General features: G+C 64.7%; 22 protein-coding genes. 9 read left to right on the plus strand and 13 right to left on the minus strand.

The genetic code is table 11. The annotated features are described in order from the left end of the window. Positions 1–42: 42 nt before the first annotated feature. Positions 43–465 (minus strand): nucleoside-diphosphate kinase, encoded by a 423-nt coding sequence (ndk, locus tag ALII_RS0104780; RefSeq protein ID WP_024586185.1) that lies wholly within the window; start codon positions 463–465, stop codon positions 43–45. Between the two features lie 86 nt (positions 466–551). Continuing rightward, a complete protein-coding gene (locus tag ALII_RS0104785; protein ID WP_024586186.1) occupies positions 552–1,244 on the minus strand; it encodes a glutathione S-transferase family protein in 693 nt (230 codons plus the stop codon). 71 nt (positions 1,245–1,315) lie between these two features. On the opposite strand from ALII_RS0104785, the gene ALII_RS0104790 reads away from it, so the two are divergent. Together ALII_RS0104790 and ALII_RS22275 are read left to right on the plus strand one after the other, a co-directional pair. Continuing rightward, a complete protein-coding gene (locus ALII_RS0104790; protein ID WP_024586187.1) occupies positions 1,316–1,828 on the plus strand; it encodes a DinB family protein in 513 nt (170 codons plus the stop codon). Between the two features lie 323 nt (positions 1,829–2,151). Beyond that, positions 2,152–2,892: a hypothetical protein gene (locus ALII_RS22275; protein ID WP_024586188.1), complete on the plus strand. Its 741-nt coding sequence runs from the start codon at positions 2,152–2,154 to the stop codon at positions 2,890–2,892. Between the two features lie 71 nt (positions 2,893–2,963). On the opposite strand, the gene ALII_RS0104800 is transcribed toward ALII_RS22275, so the two are convergent. After that, the gene (locus tag ALII_RS0104800) at positions 2,964–3,374 is read right to left on the minus strand and encodes a hypothetical protein (protein ID WP_024586189.1); all 411 of its coding nucleotides are present in this window, start codon (positions 3,372–3,374) and stop codon (positions 2,964–2,966) included. A gap of 151 nt (positions 3,375–3,525) precedes the next feature. On the opposite strand from ALII_RS0104800, the gene ALII_RS0104805 reads away from it, so the two are divergent. Next, the gene (locus ALII_RS0104805) at positions 3,526–5,406 is read left to right on the plus strand and encodes an ABC-F family ATP-binding cassette domain-containing protein (RefSeq protein ID WP_024586190.1); all 1,881 of its coding nucleotides are present in this window, start codon (positions 3,526–3,528) and stop codon (positions 5,404–5,406) included. A 1-nt stretch (position 5,407) separates the two neighbouring features. Here the strand turns inward: ALII_RS0104805 and ALII_RS0104810 are convergent, their stop codons facing one another. Genes ALII_RS0104810 through ALII_RS0104820 form a run of 3 tightly spaced genes read right to left on the minus strand, consistent with a single transcriptional unit; the run spans position 5,408 to position 7,793 of the window. After that, on the minus strand, positions 5,408–5,827 hold the full coding sequence (locus ALII_RS0104810; protein WP_152529540.1) for a hypothetical protein: 420 nt from the start codon (positions 5,825–5,827) through the stop codon (positions 5,408–5,410). A gap of 18 nt (positions 5,828–5,845) precedes the next feature. Then, entirely contained in the window at positions 5,846–6,295 is a 450-nt protein-coding gene (locus tag ALII_RS0104815; protein WP_024586192.1) for a DNA polymerase III subunit chi, read from the minus strand. Positions 6,296–6,302: 7 nt separating this feature from the next. Next, a complete protein-coding gene (locus ALII_RS0104820) occupies positions 6,303–7,793 on the minus strand; it encodes a leucyl aminopeptidase (RefSeq protein WP_024586193.1) in 1,491 nt (496 codons plus the stop codon). A 255-nt stretch (positions 7,794–8,048) separates the two neighbouring features. Between ALII_RS0104820 and lptF the strand changes: the two genes are divergently transcribed. The 6 genes from lptF (at position 8,049) to rsmA (ending at position 15,686) form a co-directional block, all read left to right on the plus strand. After that, positions 8,049–9,233 carry an LPS export ABC transporter permease LptF gene (gene lptF, locus ALII_RS0104825; protein WP_024586194.1) on the plus strand — a complete coding sequence of 395 codons (1,185 nt, stop codon included), beginning with the start codon at positions 8,049–8,051 and terminating at the stop codon, positions 9,231–9,233. After that, positions 9,230–10,318, plus strand: coding sequence for an LPS export ABC transporter permease LptG (lptG, locus tag ALII_RS0104830; RefSeq protein ID WP_024586195.1), 1,089 nt, complete (start codon positions 9,230–9,232; stop codon positions 10,316–10,318). Before lptF ends, lptG begins: the two co-directional genes overlap by 4 nt. Further along, positions 10,318–12,783, plus strand: a complete 2,466-nt coding sequence (locus tag ALII_RS0104835) for an LPS-assembly protein LptD (RefSeq protein WP_051375773.1) — start codon at positions 10,318–10,320, stop codon at positions 12,781–12,783. The genes lptG and ALII_RS0104835 overlap by 1 nt, the downstream gene beginning before the upstream one ends. Positions 12,784–12,893: 110 nt before the next feature. Next, on the plus strand, positions 12,894–13,820 hold the full coding sequence (locus ALII_RS0104840) for a peptidylprolyl isomerase (RefSeq protein ID WP_024586197.1): 927 nt from the start codon (positions 12,894–12,896) through the stop codon (positions 13,818–13,820). Between the two features lie 37 nt (positions 13,821–13,857). Then, positions 13,858–14,862, plus strand: a complete 1,005-nt coding sequence (gene pdxA, locus ALII_RS0104845) for a 4-hydroxythreonine-4-phosphate dehydrogenase PdxA (protein ID WP_024586198.1) — start codon at positions 13,858–13,860, stop codon at positions 14,860–14,862. Then, entirely contained in the window at positions 14,859–15,686 is an 828-nt protein-coding gene (rsmA, locus tag ALII_RS0104850) for a 16S rRNA (adenine(1518)-N(6)/adenine(1519)-N(6))-dimethyltransferase RsmA (protein ID WP_024586199.1), read from the plus strand. Before pdxA ends, rsmA begins: the two co-directional genes overlap by 4 nt. Positions 15,687–15,702: 16 nt before the next feature. Here the strand turns inward: rsmA and gmk are convergent, their stop codons facing one another. The 7 genes from gmk to fabD all read right to left on the minus strand — a co-directional run bounded on the left by gmk (position 15,703) and on the right by fabD (position 22,073). Continuing rightward, complete coding sequence (gmk, locus tag ALII_RS0104855) at positions 15,703–16,356, minus strand: guanylate kinase (protein ID WP_024586200.1); 654 nt, start codon at positions 16,354–16,356, stop codon at positions 15,703–15,705. A gap of 2 nt (positions 16,357–16,358) precedes the next feature. Beyond that, positions 16,359–17,249: a YicC/YloC family endoribonuclease gene (locus ALII_RS0104860; protein ID WP_024586201.1), complete on the minus strand. Its 891-nt coding sequence runs from the start codon at positions 17,247–17,249 to the stop codon at positions 16,359–16,361. 21 nt (positions 17,250–17,270) lie between these two features. Continuing rightward, a complete protein-coding gene (mltG, locus tag ALII_RS0104865) occupies positions 17,271–18,467 on the minus strand; it encodes an endolytic transglycosylase MltG (protein WP_024586202.1) in 1,197 nt (398 codons plus the stop codon). A gap of 96 nt (positions 18,468–18,563) precedes the next feature. Beyond that, the gene (fabF, locus tag ALII_RS0104870) at positions 18,564–19,826 is read right to left on the minus strand and encodes a beta-ketoacyl-ACP synthase II (RefSeq protein ID WP_024586203.1); all 1,263 of its coding nucleotides are present in this window, start codon (positions 19,824–19,826) and stop codon (positions 18,564–18,566) included. A gap of 52 nt (positions 19,827–19,878) precedes the next feature. After that, positions 19,879–20,115, minus strand: a complete 237-nt coding sequence (locus ALII_RS0104875; protein ID WP_024586204.1) for an acyl carrier protein — start codon at positions 20,113–20,115, stop codon at positions 19,879–19,881. A 258-nt stretch (positions 20,116–20,373) separates the two neighbouring features. Next, positions 20,374–21,111 carry a 3-oxoacyl-[acyl-carrier-protein] reductase gene (fabG, locus tag ALII_RS0104880; RefSeq protein WP_024586205.1) on the minus strand — a complete coding sequence of 246 codons (738 nt, stop codon included), beginning with the start codon at positions 21,109–21,111 and terminating at the stop codon, positions 20,374–20,376. Positions 21,112–21,131: 20 nt separating this feature from the next. Continuing rightward, on the minus strand, positions 21,132–22,073 hold the full coding sequence (gene fabD, locus ALII_RS0104885; protein ID WP_024586206.1) for an ACP S-malonyltransferase: 942 nt from the start codon (positions 22,071–22,073) through the stop codon (positions 21,132–21,134). Positions 22,074–22,286: the final 213 nt, after the last annotated feature.

Here is a 22,286-nt window from a genome sequence, read left to right on the forward strand (position 1 = left end):
CTGCAATTTCAATTATTTCGAAGCTTCAGCGTCGAAACTGAATCAGCCGACGATCTCGGTGTCCGAGAACCAGTAGCGGATTTCCTGAGCGGCCGTTTCCGGCGCATCCGAACCGTGGACCGAATTTTCGCCGATCGACAGCGCGTGAACCTTGCGGATGGTGCCCTCATCGGCATTGGCCGGATTGGTCGCGCCCATCACTTCACGGTTCTTCAGGATGGCGCCTTCGCCTTCGAGAACCTGAACGACGGTCGGGCCGGACGTCATGGTGTCGACCAGTTCGCCGAAGAACGGACGATCCTTGTGGACCGCGTAAAAGCCTTCGGCTTCGCGGCGGCTCATCCAGACGCGGCGCGAGGCGACGACGCTGAGGCCGGCATCCTCGAGCATCTTGGTGATGGCGCCGGTCAGGTTGCGCTTGGTCGCGTCCGGCTTGATCATGGAAAAGGTGCGTTCGATCGCCATGTCGGGTCTTCCTCAATTCTTTGGGGGAGTGATTGGATGCGCGTCTATACCCACCTCGCCCCGTGATGTGAAGTCCCGCCGACGGCCTATGCGGCAGCGGGAACCGAACGGCCCAGACCGGAATGAAGATCGAGGCAGCGGTCGAGCCATGCCCCGACCGGATCTTCGTTCTCAAGGAACTCGTAGTCGGAGATGACGCGGACCCACTGGAATGCGCTCGCCACGATGTAATCCGTAAAGAGCGGGCTTTCGCCGCCGAGAAAGGGCTGGAACGTCAGGGTCGAGCGCAGCGGCTCCAGGCTTGCGCGGAATGCGGGACGGCGCTCGTCGCGCGTCATGGGGATGTCTTCGAGACGCTTGCCGAAACGCACCTCCCGCGTCGTGCGGAAATGCGCCTGATCCTCCGGCTCGAGCCGGTCATGAATGTCCATGAGTGCGGACTGCGCGAGATAGGGATGCAGGGTGACGAGCGCCCAGCGCTCGATGAAGCGCGCGGCCGCTTCGCCGCCCGCACCGCCGAAAAGGGTCGGCCGGTCGGGGTAGCGCCGCTCGAGGTCGAGCGCGATCTCGAAGGAATCGCCGACCGTGCGCTCGCCCTCGCGGATGACCGGAACCGTCTTGTGCCTGCCGCCCTCGACACCGGCCACGGCCGTGAAGGGCGTCGGAACGCGCTCGAAGGCGAGGCCCTTATGCGCGAGCGCGAAGGCGACCTTCCAGCAATGCGGGCTGAACGGACGGGTCGGGTCCGAGCCGACGAGATCATAAAGCAGAACGGTCATTGCTGTGCGGCCTCCCGGGCGTATAAGCGTTGCGCAAATCTATGCCCGCGACCACGACGAATGAAAACCCGATGAAGCAGCATTTCTCCATGTTCGCCGCCTATAATGCCTGGGCCAACCGGTTGATCTACGATGCGGCCGCAAAAGCGGGCGAGGATGCGCTGTGGGCCGATCTCGGCCTTGCCTTTACCTCGCTCGGCGGCACGCTCAATCACGTTCTCGTCGCCGACGGGATCTGGATGAAGCGCTTTACCGGCGAAGGCGTGGCGGCAAAACGGCTCGACGCGATCCTGTTTCGCGACATCGGTCCGCTCTGGGATGCCCGCGAGGCCGAAGACGAGCGCATCCTGCGCTATGTCGCCGACCTGACCGACGACGATCTGGGTGGACGCTTTTCCTATACGACCACAACCGACATGCGAACGATCTCGCAGCGCCTTGCGCCCGCGCTCGCCCACTTCTTCAACCACCAGACGCATCATCGCGGCCAGGCGCATGCCGCCCTCACCCGGCTTGCAGGTGAAGCTCCGGCGCTCGATCTCGCCTATTTCCAGCGTTCCGAAGGCGGGCGCAGCTTCGCGTAGGGCGGCAAGGACGTGCGCTTCGGGCGATTGCGTGCGAATCACTCGCTTGAGTTGAAGAAACCTCGAGTTGCATCAATACTCGTTTAGCGGGCATCAATCTCCCGTATAACGCGCATCTTTCTCCCGTATAACGGGAATTCGGGCTGAATCGAGACAGTTCAGACTACGCTCGACTTTTCTTATGATCCGTATAGTATATCTATGTAACGCACTATATTTCTTGCATGATATTACTGTGAATTGAAGAAACCTTCCTCTGGGTCATCCGTATTGTTGCATGGTCGGTACCCTTCCGATCGCAACAATGGGAAGAGGAGAAGACGATGAACTTCAATTTCAGGAAAACAGCGCTGGCACTTGCGACCGGAAGTGCGCTGGCATTGGCGAGCGCAGCGCATGCGCAGATCGGCGCCGGAGTGGGCGTGGGTATCGGCGGTGTCGATGCCGGCGTCGGCGCATCGGTCGGCAGTGATGGCATCGGCGCAGGTGTGGGCGCCTCCGTCGGTGGTTCGGATGGCGTGGGCGTCGGTGCCGGCGCGTCCGTCGGCGGCGGCTCCGGCGTCGATGCGGGCGCAGGCGCCAGCGTCGGCGGCTCGGATGGCGTCGGGGTCGGCGCCGGTGCATCCGTCGGTGGCGGTTCGGGCGTCGACGCGGGCGCAGGCGTCGGCATCGGTGGCTCCGGCGGCGTGAATGCCGGCGCGGGCGTTGGCATTGGCGGTGGTTCCGGCATCGATGCCGGTGTCGGAGCCAATGTCGGCGGACCCGGCGGCGTCGATGTCGGGCTGGGCATCGGCATTGGTGGCGGCGGTACGGGTGGTGGCCCCGGCGGCCCCGGCGGGCCCGGTGGCCCCGGCGATCCGGGCGGCAATGGCGGCTCCGGCCCGGGAACCGGACCCGGCACCGATGACACCGAAACCGGCAGTGTCTCGCCCGGCCTCGGCAGCATGAACTCGGCCGAGATCGCGCGGCTCAGCCGTCGCTGCGTCGACGTGCTGGCTTCGCCAGGCGTCTACGACCGTGCGCTGGTCGACCTGTGCAACATGGTGCAGACGGCGACGCGCTAGTTCTCCAGGCGGGCCCAGGCTCGCCCGGATCAAGTCTCAGAGGGCGCCGGTGCGAGCCGGCGCCCGTTTCGTCAGTTCACGGCAAGCGGGCCGCGCGGCATTTCGCGGGCGGCGGGCGCTGGAGCGAAGACGATGAAGGCGAAGATCGCGACGCCGAGAAACGCGATCAGCGACGAAATCGCCACGAACGGCTCGGCGCCGGCATTGCCCTGCAGCAGCAGGTACAGCGACGGCACCATGACGACGACGCCGAGCGTGTAGACGCCGAACTGGATCATGGCGAGGCGCTGGGCCGCCTTCTCCTTGTTGAGCGCATAGTATGTGCCGAACAGCGCACTCGTCACCCAGCCCAGAAGATTGGTGTGCGCATGTGCGCCGATGACGTTGTGATTGCCGGAGATCGACATCTGCAGTCCCATGCCGATGCCGACCAATAGAAACAGAATTGCAGCCTTGAAGAAGAGTTGCGAAACCTGTGGCATTGCCGATCACCCCTCGATGATTGTTTTCGCCGTCTTGGCGGCGGCCGATTATAACATATTCGTGATCGACGGGTCAGGCACCGCATCGATCTAGCTCGCGAGCGGCGCCCCCTTGCGCGCGATGCGGCGGCAGTCCAAACAGCGCAGCATCATGCTGGTTCTCGACGACATCTCCCTGCGCATCGCCGGTCGGCTCCTGATCGACCACGCGACGCTGTCCCTCCCCGCAGGCGCCAAGGCCGGCCTCGTCGGCCGCAACGGCACCGGCAAGACGACGCTGTTCAAGGCGATCACCGGCGAATTGCCGACCGAAAGCGGGTCGATCAACCTGCCGCGCAACACGCGGATCGGCCAGGTGGCGCAGGAAGCGCCCGGCACGGAAGAATCGCTGATCTCGATCGTGCTCAAGGCCGACACGGAGCGCGCGTCGCTGCTTCACGAGGCCGAAAGCGCGCACGATCCGCACCGGATCGCCGAAATCCAAATGCGGCTGGCCGATATCGACGCCCATTCGGCCGAGGCGCGGGCGGCGACCATTCTCGCCGGGCTTGGCTTCGACGAGGCCGCGCAACAGCGGCCGGCGTCTTCCTTTTCCGGCGGCTGGCGGATGCGCGTCGCGCTCGCCTCGGTTCTGTTCGCCGAACCCGACCTGCTGCTTCTCGACGAGCCGACCAACTATCTCGATCTCGAAGGCACGCTCTGGCTCGAGACCTACCTGTCGCGCTATCCGCACACCGTTCTACTGATCAGCCACGACCGCGACCTGCTCAACCGCGCTGTTTCTTCGATCGTGCATCTGGAAAACAAGAAGCTGACCTTCTGGCGCGGCGGCTACGACCAGTTTTCGCGGCAATATGCCGAACAGGCCGAATTGCAGCAGAAGTCCATCGTCAAGCAGGAAGCCCATCGCAAACACATGGAAGCCTTCGTCGAGCGCTTCCGCTACAAGGCGTCGAAGGCGCGGCAGGCGCAATCGCGGCTGAAGGCGCTGGAGAAGCTGAAGCCGATCGACAGCTTCATGGGCGAAAGCGTGCGGCCGTTCACCTTCACCGAGCCGACGAAGACGGTGGCCGCGCCCATCATCGCCATTTCGGGCGGATCGGTCGGCTATACGCCGGGCAAGCCGGTCCTGTCGCGCATGTCGCTTCGCATCGACGATGACGATCGCATCGCGCTTCTGGGTGCCAATGGCAACGGCAAGTCGACCTTTGCCAAGCTGCTCTCGGGCCGGCTGCAACTCGATTCGGGCACGATGACCATCGCTCCGGGCCTCAAGGTCGCGATCTTTGCCCAGCACCAGCTCGACGATCTGCGGCCGGAGGAAAATGCCATCGAGCATGTACGCCGCCTGATGCCGGATGCGCCCGAGGCCAAGGTGCGCGCGCGCGTCGCGCAGATGGGTCTCGTGACGGAAAAGATGCTGACGCCCGCCAAGGATCTGTCGGGCGGAGAGAAGGCGCGGCTCCTGATGGGCATCGCGGCCTTCGACGGCCCGAACCTGCTCATCCTCGACGAGCCGACCAACCATCTCGACATCGACAGCCGCGAAGCGCTGATCCACGCGCTCAACGATTATTCGGGCGCCGTGATGGTCATCAGCCACGACAGGCACCTGATCGAGGCGTCGGCCGACCGGCTGTGGCTGGTCAAGGACGGCCAGGTGGGACCCTTCGACGGCGACATGGCCGACTACCGGCAGGTGGTGACGGGCGGTGCCTCCGACCGGCGCGAAAAGCGCGAAACGGACAAGGCCTCGAAGGCGGACAAGCGCCGGGAAGCGGCCCAGAAGCGCGCAGCGCTGGAACCGCTCGCCAAGCAGATCAAGGCGACGGAAGGCCTGATCGAGCGCACGCGCAAGCGCATCGACGCACTCGACACGGAACTGGCCGTGCCGACGCTTTACGAGCGCGATCCGGGCAAGGCGGCGAAACTGGCCAAGGAGCGCTCCGATAATGTCGCAGCACTCGAACGGCACGAGGAAATCTGGCTGAACCTTTCGACCGAGTACGAAGAGGGAATAGCGGCCGCCTGAACTATGGGCAGCGGACCAGACGCTCGTCGTTGCGTTCGGTTCGATCGATATAGTTGAGTTCGAGCTTTTCCTCGTTCGGCACGAAGCGCACGCGCTCGGTGACGTCCTCTGCACCGTTCGAACCGGTGCATTCGAGCGTGACCAGCCATCCCTCCCCGTTCACCTCGGGTGTGGTCATGGTGCAGGCGTAGTTGCGCGAGTCCAGTTTCTGCTCGCCAATCGTGATGACACGGCTTGCGCCATCCGCCGAGCAGAAGGCCGGGTCCAGCGCCCAGCGTCCATAGATGTGGCCGACGCCCGGCTGGGTCTGGACGACCGGGGCCGCGGCTTCCGCCGTCTGTGCGATCGGCGCCTCGCTGCCGCACCCGGCAAGGGCGGCGGCGCAAGCGATCAAGGCAAGTGAAGGTAAAGTTCTATTCATGACCGCCAGAACTCTTGATCAGGCCTTGCGTTCCCAGCGGCGATCCGAGGATTGCTGCCAATAGGTGACGGTGTGACTTTCTTGCCGCAGTTGTTTCCAGCTCTCGCGCGCCTTGCGCAGCTGCTCGTCGTCATGACCGTCGAACATGAAGACCGCGCGCTCGTATCCGGCCAGGTCGGGTGCGTCGGCGCCATCGACCAGAAACCGGATCTGCGCGCCGTTATCATTCGCCTGCCCGGTCGTCAGCAGAACCGGATTTTCCGACGCGTGGGGTTCGGCATCGGTGCCATGCGCCAGGAACGAATCGTCGCGAAAGGTCCACAAGGCGGCGTCGAGCGCATCCCGGCGCTCCTCGCCACCAGCCTGGACGACAGCCTTCCAGCCCCGGTCGACCGATTTTTCGAGAAGCGCCGGCAGCGCCTCCTCGAGTGTCGATTCGGTCAGGTGGTAGAACAGGATTTCCGTCAAGCGCGCCTCAGCCTTCGTAGTGATCGCGCACGAGGCGGTCGAGAAGGCGCACGCCGTAGCCCGAAGCCCAGGTCTGGCTGATCTCGTTGGTGGGCGAGCCCATGGCGGTGCCTGCGACGTCGAGATGCGCCCAGGGCGTGTCCTTGACGAAACGCTGCAGGAACTGGGCGGCGGTGATCGCGCCGGCGTGGCGTCCGCCGATATTCTTCATGTCGGCGTTCTTGGAATCGATGAGCTTGTCGTAGTCCGGGCCCATCGGCATGCGCCAAACCTTCTCGCCCGTCACCTGTCCCGCATCGAAGAGACGGCCGGCGAGTTCGTCATTGTTGGAGAAGAGACCGGCATGGTGCTGGCCGAGCGCGATCAGGATCGCGCCCGTCAGCGTCGCCAGGTTGATCATGAAACGCGGCTCGAAGCGGTCGTTGCAGTACCAGAGCGCGTCCGCCAGCACGAGGCGACCTTCGGCGTCGGTGTTGAGGACTTCGATCGTCTGGCCGGACATGGAGGTCACGATGTCGCCGGGTCGCTGCGCCTTGCCGTCGAGCATGTTCTCGACGAGGCCGATGATGCCGACGACGTTGGCCTTGGCCTTGCGGGCGGCGAGCGCGTGCATCAGGCCGGTGACGGCGGCCGCGCCGCCCATGTCGCCCTTCATGTCCTCCATGCCGGCGGCCGGCTTGATGGAGATGCCGCCCGAATCGAACACCACGCCCTTGCCGACGAAGGCGACGGGCTTGTCCTTGGCCTTGCCGCCATTCCACTTCATGACGACGAGACGCGCCGGACGCTCCGAGCCCTGCGCGACGCCCAGAAGCGCGCCCATGCCGAGCTTTTCCATGTCCGCGTCGTCGAGAATCTCGATCTCGACCCCGAGCGATTCCAGTTCCTTGGCCTTGGCGGCAAATTCGAGCGGGCCGAGGATGTTGGCCGGTTCGTTGACGAGATCGCGGGCCAGGAGCACGCCGCCCGCGATGCCCTCCAGTTCGGCGAACTTCTTCTTTGCCGCTTGAGGATCGGCGCAGGCGACGACGAAGGCGGTTTCCTTGTCGCCCTCGCCATTGGCCTCGTCCTTGCGCGTCTTGTATTTGTCGAACGTGTAGGCGCGCAAAAGGATGCCCATGGCAAGCTGCGCGGCCTCGGTGGATGACGCCTCGGCGCCTGCCACGTCGAGGATCACCGTCACCGTCTTCGCCTTGCGGGCCGCGGTCTGAACCGCGCCGCCAATCTTCAGCCAGGCCTGTTCGTCGAGCGCCGACGGCTTGCCGATGCCGAGCACGACCAGCCTGTCGAGCGCGGTTCCGTGCGGCGCGAGGATGTCGGCCGATGTGCCCATCTTGCCCTTGAACGAAGCGACTTCCACCGCGCGGGGGAGAACGCCCTGCGGGTCATGTCCCGCCGCCGAAGCAGCCAAGCCGGTTTCCTCGCCGCTCAAGAGCACCAGAACGCCTTCTGAGATGGATGACGGCTTGGCAAAGCTGATGGCTGGGGTGCGGGACATTGGCTATCCTTATGCGTAGGGATGGAAGGCGAGGTCGTTGCCTTTGCGGTAGAGAATCGGGCACCGCATTTCAAGAAAAGACAGGTGGGCCAGGTCGAAAGAGGTCGTCAACCAAACGTTAACCATGCGTGTTTGGCATTTGTTTGCCAAGAAGGCCGATTGTATGTTCCACGGATCGGGTTGCGTCGGCAAAGCGACGCAGCGGCAGCAGCATGCGCCGTAGACTTGCCCCAATGAACGGATCAATCAGCTCGCATGAGAGTGCTCGAAACCTACATCATGCGGCGCACCTTCGCGATTTTCGCGGTGACGCTGCTATGGGTTCTGGCCATCGTATGGACGACGCAGGTCCTCACCCGCATCAACATCGTCACCAGCAGCGGACAGTCCGCCGCAACCTTCTTCGAGATCGCCGCGCTTGTGCTGCCCGCCGTCATTCCGATCGTGATTCCGTTCGCGCTCGGAATCGCCGTCGCGCAGACGCTGAGCTCCATGAATACCGATTCGGAGCTGATCGTGATCACCGCCTCGGGCAGCCCGAAGACGACGGTGGTCCGGCCGATTCTGCTGATCGCGGCCCTCGCCTCCGTCGCCTCCTTCGCCATCGAAAACGGGGTCGAGCCGTTCGCCCGCGAAAGGCTTCGCGCCCTCGTCTCCGAAGCGCGCGCCGACCTGATCACCTCGGTCGTCCAGGAAGGCACGTTCCAGACGATCGATGACGGTCTCGTCATCCAGATCAGCGAAAGGCTGCCCGATGGCCGCTTTGCCGGCATCTTCCTCGCCGATACGCGCGAGGAGGAGACCGAGCTGATCTACTACGCCGATACCGGCGCGACGATCGAACTCAATGGCGAGCACGTTCTGGTGATGCAGGACGGCGTCGTCCATCGGCGTAACGCGACCGGCAACGTCTCGATCATCCGCTACCAGTCCTATGCGTTCGACCTGGCCGAATTCGCGCCGGCAACCTCTCAGATCAACTATCTGCCCAAGGACCGGACCCTCGGCTTCCTGCTTAATCCGGACCCCGCCGACCCGGTCTTCCAGAGTGCGCCGCTTGCCTTTGCGGCCGAGTTGCACCGACGGCTGACAGACTGGGTCTATCCGCTGGTCTTCGCCCTGGTGGGCCTGGCGGTCGCCGGCGACTCGCGCTCGTTCCGCGAATCGCGCATCCATCCACTGATCACGACCATGCTGATCGCGCTTTTCATCCGGTGGGAAGGCTTCATCGTCGGCAATGCCGCGGCCGACAGTCCTGCCGTCATTCCCGCCCTGTATGCGGTGCCGCTGATGGCGATGGCCGTGTGCATCTGGGTGATCGCGGCAAACAAGCGGCTCGAAATCCCGACCCGCTGGACCGAGCGCATGCAGGATTTCTGGGCCCGCCAGGCGTCGCGGTCGATTTTTCGCCGCCGCTCCGCCTCGGAGGGCAAGCCATGATCGGACGCACCCTCGGCGCCTATTTCATGCGGCGCTACCTGATCATCACCTTCTGGTTCTTCACCGGCATCTTTGGCCTCATCTTCATCGTCAACTTCACCGAGGTCTCGCGCCGGGTCGGCGACCTGCCGGACTATTCGCTGTGGTGGGGCGTCACGTTCGCGGCCCTGCAGACGCCGTTCATCATGCAGCAGGCGGTGCCGTTCATCGCGCTCGTCTCGGGCATCGCGACGCTGATCTCGCTCAACCGCAAATATGAGCTCGTCGTGGCGCGGGCCGCCGGAATCTCGGCCTGGCAGTTCCTGCTGCCGATCTGCATCGGCGCGCTTCTCTTCGGCTTCGCCGCGCTTTTCGTCCTCAATCCCCTCGCCTCCTTCGGCTACGAGCGCACGCAGTTTCTCGAGGCCGACATTCGCGGCGGCAACAACACGCCGGTGGCGGGCGGCGAAGCGCCCTGGATCAAGCAGCGCTTCGGACAGACCGAAACCTATATCGGCGCCGCCGGCGTCCTCGACGAAGGGCTGCAACTCGTCGGCGCGACCTTCATCGTCATCGGCGCCGACATGGACGCTATGGAACGGTTCGATGCGCAGCGGGCATTCCTGCGCGCCAGCGAATGGCAGCTCGAGAACGCCCGTCGCACCACGCGCGGCAATCCGCCGGAACTCATGGAAACGGTCGCGATTCCGACGAACCTGACGCCCGAATTCGTACTCGAACGCCTGGCAAGCCCGGAGACGATCCCGATCTTCCAACTGCCGCGCAAGATCGCTGCGGCACGCTCGTTCGGGCTGCCGGCAAACAATTTCGCCATGCATATGCACTCGATGCTCGCCATGCCGGCGCTGCTTGTCGCGATGACGCTTATCGCCGCGACAGTGTCGATGCGTTTTGCCAGAATGGGACAATCATCCGCCATGATTCTGGGTGGCGTGATGGCGGGGTTTCTGCTTTATGTCGTGACGGTTCTGGTCAAGGCGTTCGGGAGCGCCGGATTCGTGCCGCCTGTCGCCGCCGCTTGGTTTCCGGTCGTCGTCGCAGGCTTTTTCGGGGTGACTTTCTTGCTGTACAGAGAGGACGGTTAGTGAGGGGCGTGCTTTCCGGCCTGAGCAGAGCGGTTCGAGCCCGGCGCCTTCTGGGTGCGACGGCGCTCGCCGGCGTCCTCGCCGCGACCGGTTCGATCGTCGCGTTGCAGCCCGTCATCGCGCAGAGCATCGATCTGTCCGCGCAGACCGATCCCAATGCCGACATGCTGCTCGAGGCCGACACGCTGGTCTACGACAACGACCGCAACCGCATCACCGCCGTCGGCTCCGTTCAGATCGACTATGACGGCAATCGCCTCGTGGCGCAGCGCGTCACCTATGACCGCGCGACGTCGCGGCTGATCGCGAGTGGCGGCGTCGAGATTATCGACCCGGACGGAACGCGCTTCCAGGCCGACGAGATCGACGTCACCGACGATTTCGCGGACGCCTTCGTGCGAACGCTGCGCGTGGAGACGCCGGACCGCGTCTATTTCGGCGCCGACAGCGCGGAACGGCGCGGCGGTGCGGTGACGGAGTTCGAGCGCGGCGTCTACACCGCGTGCGAGCCGTGCGAGGAGAACCCCGACAAGCCGCCGGTCTGGAACATCAAGGCGCAGAAGATCATCTGGAATGGCGAGACCAAGACCGTGCGCTTCGAGCGCGCGCGGTTCGAGTTCCTCGGCGTGCCCCTCGCCTGGGTGCCGGCGTTCGAGATCGCCGACCCGACTGTCAAGCGCAAGAGCGGCTTCCTTTTCCCCACCTTCGGCAGCTCGGACAATCTCGGCACCTTCATCAACGTGCCGTATTATTTCGCGCTTTCGCCGACCTATGACCTGACGGTCACGGCGGGCGGATATACGCAGCAGGGCTTCCTCGGGCAGGCCGAATGGCGCCAGCGCTTCGACAATGGCGAATACAATCTGCGGATCGCCGGGATTTCGCAGCGCGACCCCGACACGTTCGGCGCGCGCACGGTCGACGGCAACGAAACCGGGCGCGCGCTCATAGCCTCGCGCGGCGACTTCACGATCAATCCGCGCTGGCGCTTCGGCTGGGACGTCCTGGCTCAGACCGACAAGAATTTCGGCTATACCTACGATATCGAGCAGGCGAACAATTACGATCAGGTCTCGCAGGTCTATCTGACCGGCCTCGACGGTCGCAATTTCTTCGACCTGCGCGCCTATCATTTCAGCAAGCAGGAAACCGCCCTCGATTTCACCACGAACGCAAGCGGCGCCCGCGATCTGAACCCCAGCGCATCGTCGCCTCTCCAGCCTTTCGTCCTGCCTTCCTTCGACTACAGCATCACGCCCGACACCCCGATCGTCGGCGGTGAGCTGACGATCGACGTCAACAGCCAGGCCCTCTGGCGCGATCGTTTCGATGGGCGCGGGCGAATAGGACAGCAATACGACAACAGCGAGAATACTATCTCGCCAACCGGGCGCGGGCTCGACGGTGGCTCGGGGCGCCTCACGGCCGAGGCCGAATGGAAGCGCAGCTTCATCACGGGCGGTGGTTTTGTAATCACGCCGTCGCTCCACGCGCGCCAAGACGCGATTGGGGTGCGCCTAGGCGATCGGGGTGCAGCCGGTATCGCCAACGTGGCAAGTTTCTACAGCAGCAATCTCAACCAGAGCGTGGCCACCGACATCCGCTCGGCCTATTACCGCTCGATGGCGACGGCTGGCCTCGAGGCGCGCTGGCCAATCCTGTTCTCCACTTCCAGCTCGACGCATGTCTTCGAGCCGATGGGACAGATTTTCGCCCGGCCCGACGAGCCCTATGGCGGCCGGCTGGGCATCCCGAACGAGGACGCGCAGAGCCTCGTCTTCGACGCGGCAACCCTGTTCGAGAGGGACAAATTCTCCGGCTACGACCGGATCGAAGGCGGCACCCGAGCCAATGTCGGCATCCGCTATACGGGCGAACTCGGTCGCGGCTGGGGCGTCAACGCGATCGTCGGCCAGTCCTATCATCTGGCCGGCACGAATTCCTACGCTTCGCCCGACCTCGTCTATGCCGGCGCCTATTCCGGCCTCGAGGAAGACGTTTCGGACTATGTCGGCATGGTCGGCCTGAACACGCCAGTCGGCGTCTCCCTGGCAGCGGGCGCGCGGCTCGACAAGGACGATCTCGAAGTCCGTCGCACCGATGTCGCGGCAAGCTATGCGACGCAGGCCGTTTCGCTTTCGACCCAGTATTCGTTCATCGAAGCCCAGCCGGACTACGGCTTCGCCAACGATCGTCATGAAGTCCGTGTCGGCGCATCGGCGCAGGTGCACGAATACTGGCGCGTCTTCGGTAACGCCACTTTCGACCTGAACACGAGCAACCTCGTTCAGCGCCGCATCGGCTTTGCCTATGACGATGATTGCTTCGGCATCAATTTCACGGCATCGGAAACACGCGGAAACGTCAGCAACGAAGTGCTCTCGCGCGACTTCGGCATCAACATCTCGCTGCGCACGCTGGGCGATTTCGGCCAGTCGACCAGCGGCAACTCGACCACCTTCTAGCCGAGGCACAGCGCGGCTACGTCAGGCGTTGACATCGTTTTGCCCAAGATGCACTTCAGGGGCTTGCCATTCGCAACAACGCTTGCGCCCCGGATCAGGAGGCTAGACGCATGAAGACATTGCTGCTCTCGGCCAGCATCGCCCTCGCCCTCGGCTTCGCGGCCCTGCCCGAACCGGCATTCGCGCAGACGAGCGAAGTGCGCTACGTCGTCAACAACACGCCGATCACGAGCTACGACATCCAGCGCCGCGCCGCATTCCTGCAGTTGCAGCGTCGCGGGGGCGGCCAGCAGGCGGCGGCGGACGAGTTGATCGAGCAGGCCCTGCGCCGCAACGAGGTTCGCCGCCTCAACATCAACATCTCCGACGACGACGTCGCGCAGGCCTATCAGCGCTTCGCCAGTTCCAACAACATGTCCCCCGCCCAGATGGACCAGGTCATGTCGCAGACCGGCGTGACCAAGCAGCACTTCCTCGAATTCATTCGCTCGCAGATGGGCTGGAGCCAGGCGCTCGCCGCACGCGCGCGCCACGATCAGGGCAGCCGCGTCAGCGAGCAGGACGCCGTGCAGCGGATGCTTCAGCAGGGCGGCGAAAAGCCGGTAGCGACGGAATACATGCTGCAGCAGGTCATCTTCGTCGTCCCCGCCGCAGAGCGCGGTGCCCGTCTTGCGACGCGCCGGCGCGAAGCCGAGGCGATGCGTGCCCGCTTCCAGGGCTGCGAATCGACCGTTCAGTTCGCAAGAGGCCTCATCGACGTGACCGTGCGCGATCTCGGTCGCGTGCTCGAACCGCAACTGCCGCCCGAATGGGCCGACCCGATCAAGTCGACCTCCGCCGGCAACGCGACGGTGGTGCGCGACACCGAACGCGGGGTCGAGTTCATCGGCATCTGCAGCGCCCGCCAGGTTTCGGACGATACGGTCGCGCAGGCGGTGTTCGAGGCCGAGAATCTCGGCAACAGCGCGGATTCCGACGATCTGAGCAAGAAGTACACGGCCGAGCTACGCGAACGCGCCCAGATCGTCCAGAGATAAGCCAAGCGCCGGCGCGTCGCGTCGCTGAAAGGTCGTCGTGCCGGCACCTCTCGTCATTACTTGCGGCGATCCGTCCGGGATCGGACCGGAACTGATCCTGAAAGCCTGGAACGCCCGGCGCGAGCGCCCGGTCGCACCATTCGCGGTGCTCGCTGATCCGCAGATTCTGCAAAGCCGCATGCGGCTGATGGGGATCGAAGGCGAGATTGCAAGCATCGACGGCACGCAGCGCAGCTCCGACCTCTTCGCCAAAGCCCTGCCCGTCATTTCGCTCGTCAATCGCTTCATCGACCGGCCCGGCATTCCGGACCGGGCGAATGCGGCGGGCGTCATGGAGGCCATCGAACGGTCGGTCGAGCTCGTTTCCAACGGCGACGCCCGGGCCATCGTCACCGCGCCGATCTCGAAGAAGCCACTCTACGAAGCCGGCTTCCGCTTTCCAGGCCATACCGAATATCTCGGCCATCTCGCGGCCGCCCGCTACGGTCATCCCGTCCAACCCGTCATGATGCTGGCCGGCCCGGCGCTTCGTGCGGTGCCGGTAACCATCCACATTCCGCTAGCCGACATTCCGGCCGCCCTGACGCGAGATCTCATCGTCTCGACCTGCCGGATCGTTGCGGCCGATCTTCATGCCCGCTTCGGCATTTCCCGGCCGCGCCTTGCCATCGCCGGCCTCAATCCACATGCGGGCGAAGGCGGTGCGATGGGAACCGAGGAAATCGACACGATCGTTCCGGCGATCGAGGATTTGAACGGCGAGGGCATCGATGCGTTCGGGCCCCTGCCCGCCGACACCATGTTCCATGCCCGCGCCCGCGAAAGCTACGACGTGGCGATCTGCATGTATCACGATCAGGCGCTGATACCGGCCAAGGCGCTGGCCTTCGACGAGACGGTCAACGTCACGCTCGGCCTGCCCTTCGTGCGCACCTCGCCCGACCACGGCACCGCGTTCGACATTGCGGGCAAGGGCATCGCGCGTCCCGACAGCCTGCTCGCCGCGATCGACATGGCCGACCGGATGAGCCGTCTGACATGAGCATCGACGGATTGCCGCCGCTGCGCGACGTGATCGCACGGCACGAATTGCGCGCCAAGAAGTCGCTTGGCCAGAACTTCCTGCTCGACCTCAACATCACCTCCAAGGTGGCGCGCGGAGCCGGCGACCTGACCGGCGCGACCGTCATCGAGGTCGGCCCCGGTCCCGGCGGCCTGACACGCGCGCTGCTTCTCAATGGCGCAAAGCAAGTCATCGCGATCGAGCGCGACGAGCGCTGCCTTGCCGCGCTGGAGGAAGTCTCAGCACATTATCTCGGCCGGCTCACGGTCATCTCGGGCGATGCACTGACGACCGACTTCGCCGCACTCGCCACTGGCCACGAGGACGTCCGGATCGTCGCCAATCTGCCCTACAATATCGGCACCGAACTTCTCGTGCGCTGGCTGTCGGTCGAGCCCTGGCCACCCTACTGGACGTCGCTCACGCTGATGTTCCAGAAGGAGGTCGCGCAGCGCATCGTCGCGACGCCGGATGACGACGCCTATGGCAGGCTCGCCGTGCTTTCCGGCTGGCGGGCGCATTCCGATATCCTCTTCGACCTGCCGCCGCAGGCCTTTACGCCGCCGCCGAAGGTGACCTCGGCCGTCGTACACCTCGTTCCGCGGGAAAATCCCCTGCCCGTCGACGGCGCCAAACTCTCGAAGGTCACGGAATTCGCCTTCGGCCAGCGCCGGAAGATGCTGCGCCAGAGCCTGAAACCGCTTGGCGGTGAGGCATTGCTCGCTCGCGTCGGGATCGAGGCGACACGCCGCGCGGAGACGCTTTCGGTGGCTGAATTCGTGCGGATCGCGCAGGCGATCTGAGCATCTCGTCGCGAGGTCAGATTTTCTCGTCCAGCAGGCCGCTGACGAACTCGAACAGGCCGGGACGCCGGTCGCGGCGCAGTCGCTCCGCCTTCACGATCGCCTCGACGGCATGGAAGGCACGGTCGAGGTCGTCGTTGACGACGACGTAGTCATACTCCCGCCAGTGTTCGATCTCGACGCGCGCATTCTTCAGCCGCGCCTCGATGACATCGGCATTGTCCTCGGCGCGGCGCGTCAGGCGGGATTTCAGTTCCCGCATCGACGGCGGCAGGATGAAGATGGAGACGATATCGCCGCGCATCTTGTCGCGAAGTTGCTGCGCGCCCTGCCAGTCGATGTCGAACAGCATGTCGTTGCCGGCCGCCATTGCCTCTTCCGCGGGCTCGCGCGGCGTCGCGTAGAAATTGCCGTGAACCTCGGCCCATTCGAGCAGGGCGTCATTGTCGCGCAGGATGTCGAACTCGCGCTTGGAGCGGAAATGATAGTGGACGCCGTCGATCTCGCTCGGACGGCGCGGACGTGTGGTCACGCTGACCGAGAGCTGGAAGCCCTGGTCGCTTTCGAGCAGGTTGCGCGCAATGGTCGACTTTCCCGCGCCGGAAGGCGAGGAGATGACGAGCATCAGGCCGCGTCGACGGATCGCGACGGACGAAGGTTCGTTGTGCATTCCTACTCCAGATTCTGGACCTGTTCGCGGAACTGGTCGATGACCGCCTTCAGTTCCAGCCCGATCGCCGTGATGGAAGCCGCGTTCGACTTGGAGCACAACGTATTCGATTCCCGGTTAAATTCCTGCGAAAGGAAGTCGAGACGCCGGCCAACCGCACTGGTGCCGGCCAGCAGCGTGCGCGCGGATGCGATGTGCGTCCGCAGACGGTCGATTTCCTCGCGGATGTCCGCCTTGGTCGCGAGATAGGCGGCTTCGGCGTTGAGACGCGCCTCGTCGAGCGGTGCACCCGTCTCCAGCAAGAGCCGGACCTGATCGGCCAGGCGCGCGCGGATCGCGGCGGGATCGCGGGACGGATCGGCTGCGGCGCGCTCGGTCAGGCTTTCGATCCGGTCGATCTGGTCGAGCATGATCGCCTTCAGCGCCTGCCCCTCCTCGCGCCGCGCCTCGGTCAGCCCGGCAAGAGCCTCGCCGAGGACGGAGAGAACGGCCGCGTCGCGGCCGGCGCGCGCATCGTCATCGAGAATGCTCTCCTGCAGTTCGATCACGCCGCGCAGAGCCAGAAGGCCGTCGGCGCGGGCGGGCGCGATGCCGAAATCCTGTTCGAGGCGCTGGGCGAGCGTGGCAAGTTCGACCAGCAAGGTCTCGTTGACCGTGACGGCGGTCGATGCGCTCGAGACACGGGCGACGGTCAGGTTGGCGTAGATGTTGCCGCGCTGGAACGTCTTCTGCAGCGCCTGGCGCGCAGGCTGCTCGATGCTTTCGAAGCCCGGCGGCAGGCGCAGGCGCGCGTCGAGCCCCTTGCCGTTGACGGATTTCAGCTCCCAGACGATCCGGTCCTCGCCGGCCTGTCCCGATGCGCGGGCGAAGCCCGTCATGCTCTCGATGGTCATCACGTCCCCAATTCGCGCCCGCTATTCGTCCTCGACGACCTCGTCCGCAAGAACGGCGTCGTCATCGGTCGGGGCAGCGCCCGCTTCGCGGCGCTCACGCTCGATCTGGCGCCAGCGGGCGACGTTGCGGTTGTGCTCGTCCAAGGTCTGCGCGAAGGCGTGACCACCGCTGCCATCGGCGACGAAGTAGAGGTCGTCAGTCTGCGACGGGTTCGCGACCGCCTCCAGCGACGCACGGCCCGGAATGGCGATCGGTGCGGGCGGCAGGCCAGCGATGCGATAGGTGTTATAGGGCGTGTCGCTCTCGATGTCGGAACGGTAGATCGGACGGTCGGACGGCTTACCCTCGCCGCCGAAGATTCCGTACAGGAAGGTCGGGTCCGACTGGAGGCGCATACCCTGGTTGAGACGGTTGATGAAGACCGAAGCGACATGCGGGCGCTCGTCGGCGCGGCCGGTTTCCTTCTCGACGATCGAGGCGAGCGTGACGAATTCCTCGATCGTGTCGATCGGCAGGTCGTCGTCCCGGCGGGCCCAGATTTCCTCGATCATGCGCTGCTGGTCGGCGGTCAGGCGGCTGATCAGTTCCTGCCGGTTCATTCCGCGGGTGAAGCGGATCGTGTCGGCGGCGATCGAGCCTTCCGGCGGCAGGTCCGCCGGCATCTCGCCTTCGAGTTCCTCCATCGCCGCGATGCGGGCGAAAGCCTGGTGGACGGTGAAGCCTTCCGGGATGGTCAGGGCATGGAGGACGGAGCGGCCGCTCCTCAGAAGTTCCATGATCTCGTACATGGAAGCCCCTGCCTTCACTTCATATTCGCCGGCCCGCAGATTGGCGTCGCTGCCATAGGCGCGAAGGCCGAGGCGGAAAATCCGGGCGTCGGAAATCAGCCCCTGGCGCTCCAGCGTCGCGGCGATTTCGGAGGTGCCGGTGTTCGGGCGGATGAGGACGGTCTGCGTCGTCGCCGACGGCCCCGTACCCTCGAACTGCACCTTGCCGTAGTAAACCGCCGCGCCGGCCGCCAGCGTCGCGAAGACGATGCAGGACATGACGAAATTCATGAAGATGACGAACTGGCTGCGCGACCGGCGCGACCGGCGAGACGGCGGAGGCGTGCCGGCCTGCGGCCGCAATGCCTCGCTTCCCGACTTCGCAACAATGGGCCGCGACGGCATGGGCGGCTGGCCGGGCTGGTTCCCGCCTGCAGGATCAGTGGTCATCTGGCCTCGAACTCTCGAATGCAAATGGAATCGCCACGCAAAGTAGCGGCCAATATGGCAAATTCTTTGCGCGCGCAAAACGGCTGACGGGAGCGATCAGCCGTTATAGCGCTGGAAGACGAGCGATGCGTTGGTGCCGCCGAAGCCGAAGGAGTTCGACAGGGCGACGTTGATCTCGCGCTCGCGCGGCTTGTGCGGGACGAGATCTATCTCCGTCTCCTTCGACGGATTGTCGAGATTGAGCGTCGCCGGCGCGATGTTGTCGCGGATGGCGAGGATGGAGAAGATCGCCTCGGCCGCGCCGGCTGCGCCGAGCAGATGGCCGATCGACGATTTGGTCGAGGACATCGAGATTTTCGACGCCGCATCGCCGACCAAGCGCTCGACGGCGCCGAGCTCGATCGTGTCGGCCATGGTCGAAGTGCCGTGCGCGTTGATGTAGTCGACGTCGGACGGCTTCAGGCCGGCGCGCTTCAGCGCCATGGTCATGCAGCGGAATGCGCCGTCGCCGTCTTCCGACGGGGCGGTGATGTGATAGGCGTCGCCCGACAGGCCGTAGCCGACCACTTCGGCATAGATCTTGGCGCCGCGCGCCTTGGCGTGTTCGAGTTCTTCCAGCACGACGACACCGGCGCCCTCGCCCATGACGAAGCCGTCACGGTCCTTGTCATAGGGGCGCGAGGCCTTTTGCGGCGTGTCGTTGAAATCGGTCGAGAGGGCCTTGCAGGCCGAGAAGCCGGCGATGGACAGCCGGGTGATCGGCGATTCCGCGCCGCCGGCCAGCATCACGTCCGCATCGCCAAAGGCGATCAGGCGGGCGGCGTCGCCGATGGCGTGCGCGCCGGTCGAGCAGGCGGTGACGACCGCATGGTTCGGCCCCTTGAGGCCGTGGCGGATCGACACCTGGCCGGAAACCAGATTGATGATGTTACCGGGAATGAAGAAGGGCGAGATGCGGCGGGGACCGCGCTCGTGCAGGATCAGCGCGTTTTCCGCGATGCCCTCGATGCCGCCGATGCCCGAGCCGATCATGACGCCGGTGGCGTTCTGATCTTCCGCGCTGGTCGGTTTCCACCCGGAATCGGCAAGTGCGAGTTCGGCCGCGGCGACGCCATAAAGGATGAAGTCGCCGACCTTGCGCTGTTCCTTCGGCTCCATGAACGCGTCAGGATCGAAGGCGCCTTCCTGCGACATGTCTCGCGGGATGGGCATGGCGATCTTGCAGGGCAGATCGCTCGTCTCGAACTGGTCGATGGGCCGCGCAGCGCTTTTGCCGGAAAGAAGCTCTTTCCAGCCATGTTCAACACCGACGCCGAAAGGCGACAGAAGGCCTAGGCCCGTGACGACGACGCGTCTCATTGGCCGTCCTCCCTCAAAATCGTGAACATGTTTCCGCTGCGCGGCAATCGGATCAGGCGGTGGCCTTCTCGATGAACTTGACGGCGTCGCCGACCGTCAGGATCGTCTCGGCGGCATCGTCCGGGATTTCCACGCCGAATTCTTCCTCGAAGGCCATGACGAGTTCGACGGTGTCCAGGCTGTCTGCGCCCAGATCGTCGATGAAGCTCGCGCCTTCCGTGACCTTGTCGGCTTCGACGCCAAGGTGTTCGACGACGATCTTCTTGACCCGTTCTGCGGTATCGCTCATTTCGAAAAACCCTCGAGTTTGTGGTTTGCGTATGGTGTTCGGTCTTCGTTAGCCGCCCGATAGCGGCTAATCAAGCTTTAAGATGCCTTCAAATCCGGCAGGCGGCATACTGTTCCGTTGCGGTGAGGAACGAGGTTGCATTGCCCCGTACCGGCGGCAATTGCGGCCCGATTACACGACTTCCGGGCTGGTTCCAAGGCGAAAGCGTTCGCTTTTCGGTTGAAAAGAGCGCCCTCGCGCCGTTTCCAGCGAAGACGATCAGATCATCGCCATGCCGCCATTGACGTGCAGCGTCTGGCCGGTGACGTAGCCGCCGGCGTCCGAGGCGAGGTAGATGACGGCAGCGGCGATGTCGTCGCCCTTGCCCATCTTCTTCATCGGGATCGCGCCCATGATCGCCTCGCGCTGCTTGTCGTTCAGCTTGTCGGTCATGGCCGATTCGATGAAGCCGGGGGCAACGCAATTGACGGTGACGTTGCGCGTCGCGATCTCCTGCGCCAGCGATTTGGAAAAGCCGATCAGCCCGGCCTTGGAGGCGCAGTAGTTCGCCTGGCCCGGATTTCCGGTGACGCCGACGACGGAGGTGATGTTGATGATGCGGCCGGAACGGCGGCGCATCATCGGGTGCGTCAGTTCGCGCGTCAGGCGGAAGACGGCGCCGAGATTGACGTCGAGGACGGAATCCCAGTCATCGTCCGACATGCGGACGAAAAGCCCGTCGCGGGTGATGCCGGCATTGTTGACGAGGATGTCGACGCCTTCCAGCTCCGCCTCGGCCTTCTTGCCAAGTTCCTTCACCGCTTCGCGATCCGACAGGTTTGCCGGGAAGATCTTGACGCGCTCGCCGAGTTCGGCCGCCAGTGCCTCGAGTTTCTCGACGCGGGTGCCGTGGATGCCCACGGTGGCGCCGGCCGCGTGCAGCGCGCGGGCGACCGCCTCGCCGATGCCGCCGGTCGCGCCGGTGACGAGGGCCTTCTTTCCAGTCAAATCGAACATGTGGCTTCCTTTCGGATGAATCAGGCCAAATTGGCGAGCGCGGTCTCGACATCCTGCGGCGTCGTGATCGACACCGGGGTCAGGTCGCGGTTGATGCGGCGGGCAAGACCGGAGAGGACCTTGCCGGTGCCGACTTCATAGAGGGTCGTCACGTCGTTCGCGGCGAACCACTCGATCGTCTCGCGCCAGCGCACCTGTCCGGTGACCTGCTCGACCAGGCTGTTGACGATGGCATCGGGATCGGTGAGCGGCGAAACGGTGACGTTGGCGATGACGGGCACGACCGGCGGCTTCTTGTCGACCTCGCCGAGCGCGACGCGCATCGCGTCCGCCGCCGGCGACATCAACGCCGAGTGGAACGGGGCGGAGACGGGCAGCATCAGCGCGCGCTTGGCACCCTTTTCGGTGGCAATGCGGGCGGCTTCGGTCACCGCGTCTTTCGAGCCGGAGATGACGAGCTGGCCGCCGCCATTGTCGTTGGCGATCTGGCACACACCCTTGGATGACGCCTCCTCGCAGGCCGCCTGCACGACATCCTGCTCCAGTCCGATGATCGCCGCCATCGCGCCCTCGCCGACCGGCACCGCCGCCTGCATGGCGTTGCCGCGCGTGCGCAACAGGCGGGCCGTATCGGCGACCGAGAACATGCCGGCAGCGCAGAGCGCGGAATATTCGCCGAGCGAATGGCCGGCGACATAGGCGATTTTCGACTTCATATCGAAGCCGCGCGCTTCCATGGCGCGGATCGCGGCCATCGACACGGCCATCAGCGCGGGCTGCGCGTTGGCGGTGAGGGTCAGCTTTTCCTCCGGCCCTTCCCACATGAGCGTCGAAAGCTTCTCGCCGAGCGCCGCGTCGACCTCATCGAAGACCGCGCGCGCCTCGGGAAAGGCGTCGGCGAGGTCCTTGCCCATGCCGACCGACTGGCTGCCCTGTCCCGGGAAGGTGAATGCAATCGCCACGGCGCGTCTCCTCTGGTCGTCCGGTCCGTATTCGTGGCAAAGCGTGTGGCGCAGGCAGGGCCGGAAAGTCAAGGCTGGCAGGCAAATGGCGTCCCACCGGCACCCGAGGATTGCATTGCGGCGAAGATGGTGTATATGAGCCGCACTCTGCCGGTCCTAGCTGGGGGCTGAACGGAGGGCCATGCGCGTTTTTCGATAAGAATTGCACATGAA

It is taken from the genome of Aliihoeflea sp. 2WW, from assembly GCF_000497755.1.
Classification (GTDB): Bacteria; Pseudomonadota; Alphaproteobacteria; order Rhizobiales; family Rhizobiaceae; genus Aliihoeflea.

Excerpts from the sequence above, each read along its gene's own strand:
- ndk (WP_024586185.1), bottom strand. The coding sequence starts at position 465 with ATGGCGATCGAACGCACCTTTTCCATGATCAAGCCGGACGCGACCAAG.
- ALII_RS0104785 (WP_024586186.1), bottom strand. The coding sequence starts at position 1,244 with ATGACCGTTCTGCTTTATGATCTCGTCGGCTCGGACCCGACCCGTCCG.
- ALII_RS0104790 (WP_024586187.1), top strand. The coding sequence starts at position 1,316 with ATGAAGCAGCATTTCTCCATGTTCGCCGCCTATAATGCCTGGGCCAAC.
- ALII_RS22275 (WP_024586188.1), top strand. The coding sequence starts at position 2,152 with ATGAACTTCAATTTCAGGAAAACAGCGCTGGCACTTGCGACCGGAAGT.
- ALII_RS0104800 (WP_024586189.1), bottom strand. The coding sequence starts at position 3,374 with ATGCCACAGGTTTCGCAACTCTTCTTCAAGGCTGCAATTCTGTTTCTA.
- ALII_RS0104805 (WP_024586190.1), top strand. The coding sequence starts at position 3,526 with ATGCTGGTTCTCGACGACATCTCCCTGCGCATCGCCGGTCGGCTCCTG.
- ALII_RS0104810 (WP_152529540.1), bottom strand. The coding sequence starts at position 5,827 with ATGAATAGAACTTTACCTTCACTTGCCTTGATCGCTTGCGCCGCCGCC.
- ALII_RS0104820 (WP_024586193.1), bottom strand. The coding sequence starts at position 7,793 with ATGTCCCGCACCCCAGCCATCAGCTTTGCCAAGCCGTCATCCATCTCA.
- lptF (WP_024586194.1), top strand. The coding sequence starts at position 8,049 with ATGAGAGTGCTCGAAACCTACATCATGCGGCGCACCTTCGCGATTTTC.
- lptG (WP_024586195.1), top strand. The coding sequence starts at position 9,230 with ATGATCGGACGCACCCTCGGCGCCTATTTCATGCGGCGCTACCTGATC.
- ALII_RS0104840 (WP_024586197.1), top strand. The coding sequence starts at position 12,894 with ATGAAGACATTGCTGCTCTCGGCCAGCATCGCCCTCGCCCTCGGCTTC.
- rsmA (WP_024586199.1), top strand. The coding sequence starts at position 14,859 with ATGAGCATCGACGGATTGCCGCCGCTGCGCGACGTGATCGCACGGCAC.
- gmk (WP_024586200.1), bottom strand. The coding sequence starts at position 16,356 with ATGCACAACGAACCTTCGTCCGTCGCGATCCGTCGACGCGGCCTGATG.
- ALII_RS0104860 (WP_024586201.1), bottom strand. The coding sequence starts at position 17,249 with ATGACCATCGAGAGCATGACGGGCTTCGCCCGCGCATCGGGACAGGCC.
- mltG (WP_024586202.1), bottom strand. The coding sequence starts at position 18,467 with ATGACCACTGATCCTGCAGGCGGGAACCAGCCCGGCCAGCCGCCCATG.
- fabF (WP_024586203.1), bottom strand. The coding sequence starts at position 19,826 with ATGAGACGCGTCGTCGTCACGGGCCTAGGCCTTCTGTCGCCTTTCGGC.
- ALII_RS0104875 (WP_024586204.1), bottom strand. The coding sequence starts at position 20,115 with ATGAGCGATACCGCAGAACGGGTCAAGAAGATCGTCGTCGAACACCTT.
- fabG (WP_024586205.1), bottom strand. The coding sequence starts at position 21,111 with ATGTTCGATTTGACTGGAAAGAAGGCCCTCGTCACCGGCGCGACCGGC.